This is a genomic window from Candidatus Krumholzibacteriia bacterium, assembly GCA_035268685.1.
Classification (GTDB): Bacteria; Krumholzibacteriota; Krumholzibacteriia; order JAJRXK01; family JAJRXK01; genus JAJRXK01.
Genome location: DATFKK010000015.1, coordinates 57,826 through 68,867, shown reverse-complemented (window position 1 = coordinate 68,867; position 11,042 = coordinate 57,826). Strand labels below are relative to the sequence as shown.

Annotated in this window: 10 protein-coding genes; all 10 read left to right on the top strand. The window is 68.1% G+C overall.

Features of this window, described 5'->3' with window-relative positions; all coding sequences use genetic code 11:
- A partial coding sequence (locus VKA86_01525; GenBank protein HKK69868.1) for an ROK family protein occupies positions 1-732 on the top strand: 732 nt, incomplete at its 5' end.
- Positions 733-799: 67 nt separating this feature from the next.
- A complete protein-coding gene (locus VKA86_01520) occupies positions 800-4,612 on the top strand; it encodes a putative LPS assembly protein LptD (GenBank protein HKK69867.1) in 3,813 nt (1,270 codons plus the stop codon).
- Positions 4,613-4,785: 173 nt separating this feature from the next.
- Entirely contained in the window at positions 4,786-4,956 is a 171-nt protein-coding gene (locus VKA86_01515; protein HKK69866.1) for a hypothetical protein, read from the top strand.
- 39 nt (positions 4,957-4,995) lie between these two features.
- Complete coding sequence (locus VKA86_01510; GenBank protein HKK69865.1) at positions 4,996-6,171, top strand: multiheme c-type cytochrome; 1,176 nt, start codon at positions 4,996-4,998, stop codon at positions 6,169-6,171.
- 55 nt (positions 6,172-6,226) lie between these two features.
- Positions 6,227-6,994 carry a hypothetical protein gene (locus VKA86_01505; protein ID HKK69864.1) on the top strand — a complete coding sequence of 256 codons (768 nt, stop codon included), beginning with the start codon at positions 6,227-6,229 and terminating at the stop codon, positions 6,992-6,994.
- Between the two features lie 85 nt (positions 6,995-7,079).
- Positions 7,080-7,916 (top strand): exonuclease domain-containing protein, encoded by an 837-nt coding sequence (locus tag VKA86_01500; protein ID HKK69863.1) that lies wholly within the window; start codon positions 7,080-7,082, stop codon positions 7,914-7,916.
- Between the two features lie 71 nt (positions 7,917-7,987).
- The gene (locus tag VKA86_01495; GenBank protein ID HKK69862.1) at positions 7,988-9,133 is read left to right on the top strand and encodes a PLP-dependent aspartate aminotransferase family protein; all 1,146 of its coding nucleotides are present in this window, start codon (positions 7,988-7,990) and stop codon (positions 9,131-9,133) included.
- 386 nt (positions 9,134-9,519) lie between these two features.
- A complete protein-coding gene (locus VKA86_01490; protein HKK69861.1) occupies positions 9,520-9,717 on the top strand; it encodes a hypothetical protein in 198 nt (65 codons plus the stop codon).
- 72 nt (positions 9,718-9,789) lie between these two features.
- On the top strand, positions 9,790-10,170 hold the full coding sequence (locus VKA86_01485; GenBank protein HKK69860.1) for a hypothetical protein: 381 nt from the start codon (positions 9,790-9,792) through the stop codon (positions 10,168-10,170).
- 18 nt (positions 10,171-10,188) lie between these two features.
- Complete coding sequence (locus VKA86_01480; GenBank protein ID HKK69859.1) at positions 10,189-11,040, top strand: hypothetical protein; 852 nt, start codon at positions 10,189-10,191, stop codon at positions 11,038-11,040.
- Positions 11,041-11,042 lie beyond the last annotated feature (2 nt).

Below are 11,042 nucleotides of genomic sequence, written 5' to 3'. Positions count from 1 at the left end.
CAGGCCCCGAACCTGCCCTTCTTCGAGGGTGTGGACGTGGCGGCTCCCCTCCGGCAGCGCGACCCGGAGCCGGCCCTCGTGGTCGAGAACGACGTCAACGCGGCGATCGTGGGCGAACAGGAGTGGGGTGCCGGACGAGGGTGCCGCGACCTGTGCATGCTCAGTCTCGGGACCGGGGTCGGCGGCGGCGTGATCGTCGGTGGCCGTCTGCAGCGGGGCAGTCACGGTCTCGCCGGTGAACTGGGGCACATCGTGCTCGATCACGACGGACCCCTGTGCACCTGTGGGCTGCCCGGTCACGTGGAGTCGTACCTGAGCACGGCTGCCATCGTCGAGCGCGGTCGGCGGGCGCTGCGTGAGGCGGGCGATCGGGGTGCGATCCTGCGGCGCCACGTCGACCGCGAGGGTGAGGCCAGTCCGCGGGTCCTGGCCGAGGCCGCCCGCGAGGGTTGTCCGGTGGCTCGCGACGTGCTGGCCGCGTCGGGGCGCTGGCTCGGTCTGGCCTGCGCGAACCTGACCCACACCCTGCAACCCGACCGGATCCTGGTGGGCGGCGGGGTCTCCCAGGCGGGGGAACTCCTGCTCGAGCCCGCGCGTGAGGAGTACGAGGCACGGCTGATGCGCGCCGTCCGGGGGTCGGTGCCGATCGTCCGTGCCGAACTCGGCGTGGACGGTGCCGCCATCGGTGCCGCCGTCCTGGCCCGCCGGATCCTTGACGAGCGGCCCGCGTGAACGCATAAGTGCCCAGGGAAGTCCTCCGGCCCCGCCGTCGCCCCGCCGCACCCTCCGAGGTCGTTCCATGCCCTGGAAGGATCAGCGCCGCGGGCGTGCCCGCACGAGCCCGCCGGCCGTGGCCCTGGCGGTGGCTCTGATCCTGGCCGGGGTCTCGGTCACCACGGCTCAGATCGCGCCCCCCATGCGCAACTACGGCGGCGACCGCCTGGAGTCACGCATGCTCCCGAGCGGGGAGCGTGTCACCGAGTTCATCGGCAATGCCTACTTCGAGGACCAGGACCTGCGTGCCGACGGGGACCTGGGCCGCTACTTCGGTGAGCGCCGCCTGCTCGAGATCGTGGGCGACGTCGTCGTCCGCTCCGATTCGTTGGACATGTGGACCGATTCCCTGCGGGTGTTCCGCGAGGAGGGCAAGGGCTTCGCCTACGGTTCGGTCCGCATCGAGACCCAGGACGGAGCGATCGGGATCGGCGACCGTGCCCGCTACGACCGCGAGGCCGAGTGGCTCACGTTGCTCGACGACGCCCGTGTGATCGACGGTCCCAACGTGATCGAGGGCGACTCCATCCTGATCCGCCAGGCCGAGGGCACCATGGAGGCCTGGGGCTCCGTGAAGGTCGTCGACGAGATCAACCGTTCGGTGGTGGAGGGCCGCCACGGCTTCTTCGACCGCGAGTCGGGGCTGGCCGTGGTCGATTCCCTGCCCGTCTTCCGTTCACGTCGCGGTACCGGCCCGATCACCACGGTCGAGAGCGACTGGTTGGCCTTCGACCAGGCCGAGGACCTGAGCACGGCGATCGGGGACGTCGACTTCGTGCAGGGTGCGACGCAGGCGCACGCCGACACCGCACGCTTCTACGGCGAGGACCTGCTCGTGCTGAACGGTGCACCCAGTGTTCAGCGGGAAGGCCGCGTGATGAGCGGCGAGGAGATCCAGTTCACCTATGTCCAGGGCGACCTCGAGCGGATCGAAGTCCACGGGCAGGCCTCGCTCGTCGACTCGACCCCCGATACGCTGTCGCGCGAGTTCACGGGAATCCCGCTCGCGAACACCCTCTCGGGCGACACGCTCGTGGTCATCGTGACCGAGGGCGAGATCACGCGGACCAGCGTGCGCGGCAACGCGCGTAGCGAATACCTGCCCGAGGACCAGACCTCGACGATCTCGGTGAACGAGGTCGAGGGCCGGGCCATCGACATCACCTTCGCCGAGGGCAAGGTCGATCGGGTGAACGTCGAGGGACAGGTTTCGGGTGTCTACCGCTACCTCGAGCGTCGCACCATCGAGGGGCTCCTCGAAGAGCACGAGGCGACCGAGGACTCCCTGCGCGCCGAAGAGGCCGACCGTCTGGGCGTTCCGCCCGACTCGGTGCTGGCGGTGGACGCGATCGCCGATTCCGTCTCTGCGGCCGAGGCCGATTCCATGCTGGCCGCCGGCGCGGTCTCCCCGAGCGGACGCGTGGACTTCGAGTCGCTCGCCGACGTCGTCGAGTACACCGGACAGAGCACGCTCTTCGAGGTCCAGCGCGGACGCATCCACATCTCGGACCAGGCGAAGGTGAAGAACGACGCGCTCGAGCTGTTCGCCGACGACGTGTACTTCGACACCGATGCCCGCGAACTCCTGGCCGAGGGAGACCCCCGGTTGGTCGATGCGAACAGCGAGCTCGTGGGCGACCGCATGGGCTACCTGTTCGATCCGCAGACGGGTGCCGTGGCCGACGGCGCCACGCGTTTCGACCAGGGCTTCTACACCATCCGCCACGGTCGTCGGATCGACTCGAACACCCTGCTCGCCGAGGACGGGATCTACACCGAGTGCGAGCTCGAAGAACCGCACTATCACTTCCACGCACAGAAGATGAAGCTGAAGGTCGGCCAGAGCGTCGTCGCCCGGCAGGTCACCTTCTACGTGAGCGACATTCCGCTCATGACGCTCCCCTTCTTCTACAAGGACCTGAAGCGCGGTCGGCGGTCGGGCATCCTGTTCCCACGGATCAACGTGGGTGTGAACAGCCGCGAGGGACGCTACGTGCGTGATTTCGGCTACTACTGGGCCACGAACGAGTACACGGACTTTCGCTTCGAGTTCGACTTCAACGAACGCCGCGAGGCGAGTTTCCAGATCGAGAACGTGTACAACGTGCGCTACGGAATGAGCGGGAACGTCGACTTCACCTACCTGCGCCGCTTCGAACAACCGACGGGTGGACGCTTCGGCGACGAGTGGCGATTGCGGGCCAATCACAACCAGCCCGACCTGTTCGACGTGTGGAGAGCGAATGCCAATGTCGAGCTCTCGAGCTCGGATCTCACCACGAACCTCAACGACGCGCAGGCGAACACCGTGCTCGAGAGCGAGCTACGCAGCCGCGCCAACGTCAGCCGCAGTTTCGACAACGGCGCATCGCTGAGCCTCGGTGTGAACCGGACCCAACGTCCGAACTCCGAGGACGACGACCCCACCACGAACAACCGCCTGGTCGACCTGACCACCAACATGAGCCTGGGTTTCAAGACCGGACCGCTTCTGGGCGGACGCAAGCGCGACAGCAGTCCGGCGATCGCGAACCTCCTGCGCGACATCCAGTTCAGGCAGGGCTACAGCGGTTCGTTCCAGCGCAACACGACCGAGAACGGCTTCGAGAACCGCTGGAACGCGAATGGCCGCTTCGGTCTGACCTACTCGCCCGACAGTGTCGGGCCCTTCAAGTTGACCAGCTCGGCGAACTTCTCGGAGGCCTGGAGCTACACGCGCTCGGAACTCGACGTCTACGAGAGGGTCGCGGTGACCGGTCCCGACGGCGAGGACCGCGAGATCTTCGTGGCCGACCCCGAGCGCAGCCGCAGTGTCGACGAGTCCGACACCCGTCCGTCGCTGTCGTTCAACAATTCGATCCAATCCGACCTGTTCGGTGTGTTTCCGGCGCGCATCGGGGCGTTGCGGGCGATCCGGCATCAGGTCTCGTACTCGGCCACCCACAGCTTCCGTCCGAAGCTCGGTGACGACCAGCAACGGAGTCAGTCGATCGGACTGCGGTTGAACAACGACCTCTCGTTCAAGGTGCGTGACGGCGATCGGGTCGATGCCGAGGGTCGCGAGCAGACTCGCAAGCTCCAGCGCCTGATCACCTGGTCGCTGAACACCAGCGTGAACCCCGAGGCCGATCCCGGCGAGAAATGGTCCCCCATCAGCAGCGCGGTCTCGATCCGGCCGGGTGTGACCCAGGCCGTCACCTTCTCCATGAACCAGTCGATCGATCCCTACACCTTCGACGTGACCAGCACGCGCATGTCGTCGACCCTGCGTCTGCGCGGGGACTTCGACCTGGGGGGAGTGCTGCGCGCCCGTGAGGAACGCGAGAACCGCCTGCTGGAGCGTCTTCCCGACGCTCCCCCCGACTCGGCCGCGATCGACTCGTTGCAGGACTACGACCCCGACGACGATTTCCTCACCGACGAGGAGGAGCGGCTCGAACGCGAGCAGTGGCTGGAGACCGGAGACGGCAACCGTCTGCCCTGGGACCTGAACATCCGTGGATCGCTGACGCAGACCCGGCAGGCCGACGGCAGCACGACCACCCGCGCCAACACCAGCCTGAGCGCGAATCTCTCGCTGCCGGGAGAGTGGAAACTGCGCTACTCGGCCGGATTCGACGTGGAGCGCGGCGAGTTCACGAATCAGTCGTGGAGCCTGAACCGGCGGCTCCACCACTGGCGTCTGGAGTTCCGGAGCGAGGTCGCGGGGATCGGATCGTTCAGCCGCGAGACCGAGTTCGGCTTCCGTCTCTACCTCGAGCCCCTGCCCGACATCAGCGTCGACCGGGGCAGTCTGGCCCGGGGTGGCGGCTTCGGCAACCGTATGAGCGGCTTCTAGTTGCAGCGGGGAACCAGGCCGTCACCAACGTGTAAAAGCACTCGACCCGCGTTGCGATCCACGCGGGCACGGTGCTAAGGTTGCACACGCCCGCAGTCGCGGGTTCTTGCCATTCCCCTCGGATCCGCACGCCCCGCTCGTTGGCCGGGGCGTTCCCGTGCAGGAGGAACTCGATGTTGCGACCCGGCTCGGTCGGCGGTGGAGTCCGCCAGACCCTCGGAGCCCTCGCGCTGTTCGTGTTGACGGTGGTACTGCCCGCCCGTCCCGCGACCGCGCAGGATTCGATCGAACTCACCATGATGTACCACGGTTCCGTGTCGGGGAAGATCGCGCCCTGTGGGTGAAAGAGCCGCCCCATGGGCGGGCTGGCCCGGAGGGCCGCCTTGTTTCGGAACGTGCGTGAGGCTCGCGAGAACACCTTCGTGATCGACGCGGGCAACCTGTTCGGCCACCGCCGCGAGGCCGAACGGCGACAGACCGAGTTCCTGCTCGACTACACCGAGCAACTCGGCTACGAGGTCTTCGGCGTCGGCCCGAACGACCTCAACTACGGTCTGGACTTCCTGCGCCAGGCCGAGCGTGAGCACGGATTCCTGTTCACCAACGCCAACCTCGCGATCGGGGACGCCGATCCCGACGAGCTCTTCCCGCCCTACGTGATCCGTGAGGTCGCGGGGCTGAAGGTGGGCTACGTGTCGGTGATCAGCCCCCGCTACCCGATCGTCACCATGACCGCGTCGGCCGACAACTTCACGACGCAGTCGCCGCGCGACGCGCTCGAGGGCGTGCTCCCCACGTTGCGCGAAGAAGCCGACCTGATCATCCTGCTCGCCCAGATGCCGAGCGCGGAGATCCGACAGATGCTCATGGACATGGGCCCGGGCACGGGGATCGACATCTGCATCGAGGGACGCGACCCGCGGCAGTACCGCCGCGTGAACCGGGTGAACGGCGACATCGTACTCGTGGCGGCCAACCACGAGGGCCGCTACGTCGGTCAGCTCGACATGGTCGTCACGCCCGACGGGCAGATCGAGGACGCCGCCGTCACCATCCACACCCTCGACAAGAACAACCCCGAGATCGGGGAGATCCGCGAGGCCGTCGACGCCTTCGATGCCCGGAACAAGGAGCAGATCGGCAAGGTCGAGTCCTTCGACCACCCGCGGACCCACGGTTCGGCCGACGAGAAGTTCCTGGGTGTGCACAACTGTGCGCGGTGCCACACCGACGCGGCGCGTTCCTACGCCGAGTCCGCCCATGCCCGGGCGTTCCAGTCGCTGGTGTCGAAGGGCCAGGACCAGAATCCCGAGTGCGTGTCGTGTCACGTGGTCGGCTTCGACTGGAAGAACGGCTACGACCAGGTCGCGGATGCGTCCGTGCCGGGACGCGAGGCGTTGAAGAACGTCCAGTGCGAGGCCTGCCACGGCTACGGCACGGAGCACGCCCGCGACGGAACCTGGAATGCGATGGCGCGTGAATCCTGCGTCACCTGCCACGACCAGGAGAACAGCCCGGACTTCGACTATGAGACCTACTGGGCCCAGATCGCGCACTGAGCGGACCTCCGCTCCGCGCTCGCACGGACGCCCGGGCCGGACGCCCGGGCGTCCGGTGTTCCGGGTCGTGGTGTCGTCGGTGTTGCTGGCCCTCGTCGTGTGGCCCTCGGTCGCGTCGGCCTCGGAGCTGCTCTCGTGGTGGCGCCGCGACCTGGTCGACGTGCGCTTCGAGCCGGGCGACTTCGCCACCTACGCACAGGTCGAGATCACCGAGGACGGAGCGCTGGTGGACACGGTGACCGTGCACGTGTATGCGGCCGAGGTGCCCGAGCGCCGCTGGCTCGAACTCCGCAGTCGTGGGGCCGGGACGGTCGATCGCATCCTCTTGCGGCCCGACGCCCTGCGACGGGACGGCGATCCGCTCGCGGCCGTCGACAGCCTGTTGCGGCGGGAGCGCGACGGACGGTGGATCGTCGAGGACGTCGAGTCCTACCGCGATCGCCGGCTGGTCCGCCGTCATCTGACCGATCCCTTCGTCGATCCGCAGGTGGAACGCACGGCGCTGACGGACTCGACCATCGCCTCCCGGACGATCTCCCGCGAGCGTGTGCGACTGGTCGAGGAACGACGCGAGGAGCGCACGATCGGTCGTTCGACCCTCGTCGTGCGCACCCGGCTGCGGGCCGAGGCCACGATCAGTCCGCAGGTTCCGTTGGCGGGACTGCTGACGGCGACGACGCTCTCGACGGTCACCACGACGACCGAGGGCGAAGGGTCGGCGCGATCCCGCCGTGCTGCGCCGCCACTGGTCACCGAGCGGCGTCTCGAGTGCCTCGAGTTCGGCCACGATTCCGCACGCCGGCTGCTTCCGGGCGGCCCCTGAACCCTCCGGCTGTGTTAGACTCGTAGGACGCGCTGCCTGGCCGTCGTCCCCGTCCTTCCGCCGACCTCGCCCGTGGAGTGAAGCCTTGGAGTTTCCTCAACTCCGGACCGAGAACCTGGAGAGTCTCCGGGCCCGGGCGCACGACTACGTCCGTAGTGTGGACCGTCCGGTTCCCTCGCGCGAGCTGGCCCGGGCCCTGTTCCAGAGCGAAGCGCCGGACGATCAGGTCTCACCGTTGCTGATCCGGACCTTGCTGCGGCGCGACGAACGCTTCGCCGAGATGGACCGGGGGACCTGGGACCTGCTCGGAGCCCGTTACCACGACCTGCCGCTGTCGCGGGCGCGCTTCAGCGTGGTCGATCTCGAGGCCACCGGCAGCAACCCCGACCGGGACCAGGTGATCGAGGTCGGCGTCGTGGTCGTCGAGGGCCTGGTGATCACCGAACGCTACTCCACGCTGGTGCAGCCGGAGGTCCGGATCCCGGCATGGATCCAGAGACTGACGGGGATCGACGAGTCCAAGGTCCAGAACGCACCGCGCTTCCACCAGATCGCACCGGCGCTCGAGGGCCTGCTGGCCGGTTCGGTGTTCGTGGCCCACAACGTGGACTTCGACGAGCGCTTCCTGCGCATGAAGATGCAGAGTTGCGGGATCGAACCCGAACCGTGGCCTTCGTTGTGCACGGTGCGTCTGTCGAGGAGCGTACTGCGCGGGTTCGGCAGCTACCGTCTCGACGCCCTGGCCGAGCGCCTCGACATCCAGCTGGAACACCACCATCGCGCCGTCGACGATGCGGAAGCCGCCGCGCGCATCTTCCTTCATGCGGTCGAGCACCACCTCGTGCCGGAGGGGGTGCGGACCGTCGGCGAGCTCCTCGCCCACGGCCGCAACGGCACGAGGGCTCGCCGGGCGTCGCACTGAGGCGCCGTCCGGGTCGCGTCGTCCACCCGTCCGAAGATCCGTCCGAAGATCCTTCCGAAGGAGTCCGTGCCATGGGTTTCGCCACCGACTGCGTGCATGCCGGCCAGCAGCCGGAGCCGAACACCGGCGCCGTCATCGTGCCCGTGTTCCAGACCTCCACCTACCAGCAGCGGGCGATCGGCGACCACACCGGTTACGAGTACGCCCGCACGCAGAACCCCACGCGCGAGGCACTCGAGGGCAACGTGGCAGCGCTCGAGGGCGGTCGTTTCGGTGTGGCCTTCGCCAGCGGGCTGGCCGCCATCAGCACGCTGGTCGAGACCTTCGACCAGGGCGACGAGATCATCTGCACGCGGAACGTCTACGGTGGGACCTATCGTGTCTTCGACTCGCTGTACCGGCGGCTGGGGATGCAGTTCCGGTTCGTCGACACCAGCGACCTGGCGGCGGTCGAGGCCGCCTGGACCGACCGCACGCGGCTGCTGTTCGTCGAGACTCCGACCAATCCGGTGTTGCAGATCACAGACATTGCCGCCGCGGCGGAACTGGCCCGGGCGCGCGGCGCGAAGCTGTGCGTCGACAACACCTTCATGAGTCCGGCGCTCCAGCAGCCGCTGGCGCTCGGCGCCGACGTCGTGGTGCACTCGATGACCAAGTACCTGAACGGTCACAGTGACATGGTCGGTGGGATCCTGATCACCGACGACGAGGAGATGGCCGAGGGTCTGCGGTTCCTGCAGAACGCGGCCGGTGCCGTGCCCGGTCCCTGGGACTGCTGGCTGGCGCTGCGCGGGACCAAGACCCTCCACCTGCGCATGCGGGCCCACGAGGAGAACGCGCACGCCCTGCTCGCGGCGATCCGCGAGCACCGCGCGATCAAGAGGATCTACTACCCCGGGCTCCCCGATCACCCCGGACACGAGATCGCCAAGAAGCAGCAGAAGGGGTACGGCGGCATGATCTCGGTCGACGTGGGCAGCCTGGACAACGCACAGGCTCTCGTCGGACAACTGCGACTGTTCACGCTGGCCGAGAGCTTGGGCGGGGTCGAGAGCCTGGTCTGCCACCCGGCGGTGATGACCCACGCGGCCGTTCCCCGCGAGGAGCGGGAGGCGATCGGGGTCACCGACGGTCTGGTGCGCTTCAGCGTGGGCGTCGAGGACGCCGAGGATCTCGTCGCCGACGTGCACCGCGGACTGGACGCCGTCGTGGCCTAGTCATCCGCCGCATCTCGTCGGCCGATTTGCGGGCCACTTCGCACTCGGACCCGTTGGGCATCACAACTCCGTGAAGGGGGCCAACTTGACTCGTTGGCCCCCGTTGTGTACTCTGCCGCCGCTGTTAGCGGTTGGGTCTCCCATCGACCGCCCCGCGCGCCGCCGCCCGGCCCGGACGACGACCACGGAGAGGTCGGACCCGGATCGAGGTGCCTGCCGAGGGGCCGCTCTCGCACCTTCGACCGTGAGAGACCCTGTTCATTGGGTCCATCGGCCGCCCGCGGCCGATTCGGGTTCGGTCTCCAGCGTGCACAACGCAACGGGGAACCGTGGATGTGGAGAGTGGATCGGACGGAACCGGTCCATGGGATCCAAGGAGGAATCGCGTGTCGACGCGTACGGAGAAGGAAATTCCGCTCGTGAAAGAGAAGCCCTTCGTCAAGTACGATCAGCTGGTCTCGAAGGCCGAGCAAGAAGGTCGCATCAACGGTCCGCATCGTTGCATCGTCTGCGGAATGCGTTACCTCGACAAGGACGGTGCGGAGGAATGCTGCCGCGCCGTGTTGGAGGCCGGCGAGCTGTAGGCGTTCGCGCGGCTCCCGCTCCGCCCACATCGTCCCCACGTTCGGTTCGAACGTGGTGGGGCAGGTGCCCGCATGCGTCAGTACTGCTCGGTCTGCAAGGCCCACTTCGACATGACGGTGGTCAGTGAGGCCAGCGATGACGGAGTCGTCTGGCTGAAGTGTCCGCAGTGTGCCGGTATCCTGCCGCACATGCCGGCCGAGGACGAGGCCGGTGCCGAGGCCACGCAGCCCGAGGAAGAGCCCGTCGCCGAAGTCGAGGAGATCGATCCCGAGACGGCGCGTGTGTACTCGCCCGAGGAGCACTACGAGATCGGCGACGTGGTCCACCACCGCGGGTGGAACGACTACGGGCGGGTCGTCGCCAAGGAAGCCCTTCCCGGCAACCGGACCATGATCCGCGTGCAGTTCACCGAGAACGGTGAGGTGCAGCTGATCGAGGGGAGCGGCGCCTAGGCGCCGTCCCACCCCGCCGTGTCCCGTCTTCCCTTCGTCCTCACCGCGATCCTGGTCCTCGGCGCCGCCGTTCCGGTCGCCGCACAGGACGACGCGTCCTCCCGCATGCTGCCGCGGCAGGTTCTGTATCTGCCGTTGGGTCTCGACCCGGATCCGGCCTCCGGGGAGCGACCGGTCTCGATCGACTACCGCGACCTGGAGCTGCCCGACGCCCGCCGGGCGCAGTGGATCCGCCTGGGCTGGTGGGTGCGTTTGACCGGATCCAGTGCAGCGCGGGTCTCGATCGACTACGTCGGACTCGAGAGTGCGGATCGCTTCCGCTACGGCGGCGGCCGGGCCGACGTGCAATGGACCCAGCGACTGGGCGGGTTGTTGTTCGTGCCGACGGCGCTGGATCTCGCCGTGACTCTTCCCACCGGCGACCCCTCGTTGCATCCCCTGTCGGCCAAGGCGCCGGCCATGCGGGTCCGCCTGCGTGTGTCCCCGATCGCGGTCGGGGGGCTGCGGTGGTGGTTCGGCGGTTACGCCCGACGGGTGTCTCCACCCAGCGAGGACGTGCGCGAGGATCCACTCTCGGCGTTCCCGTCGGGATCCGGTCTGGAAGTCGCCGTGAAGGGGCGGTGGGGCGACTTCGGCCTGATCGCCTCGGCCCGGCATCCGGTCGACGGACTGCCCGAGTCGACGTCCTTCCTGCTCGAGACCGAGTGGTCCTGGAGCGAGGAGCTGGGCGTACGGATCGGTGGTCTGCTCGACGTGGGACCCCGGGACGCCCGCAGCCTGGACCACGCGTGGAGCCTGGGGCTCGTATGGCGACCGGCGCCGCGGTCGACGGGCGATGATCGCGAGGATCCGGGGAATCGCTCCGGCTGATC

Coding starts and splice junctions, on each gene's coding strand:
- VKA86_01520 (HKK69867.1), top strand. CDS start 800: ATGCCCTGGAAGGATCAGCGCCGCGGGCGTGCCCGCACGAGCCCGCCG.
- VKA86_01515 (HKK69866.1), top strand. CDS start 4,786: ATGTTGCGACCCGGCTCGGTCGGCGGTGGAGTCCGCCAGACCCTCGGA.
- VKA86_01495 (HKK69862.1), top strand. CDS start 7,988: ATGGGTTTCGCCACCGACTGCGTGCATGCCGGCCAGCAGCCGGAGCCG.
- VKA86_01485 (HKK69860.1), top strand. CDS start 9,790: ATGCGTCAGTACTGCTCGGTCTGCAAGGCCCACTTCGACATGACGGTG.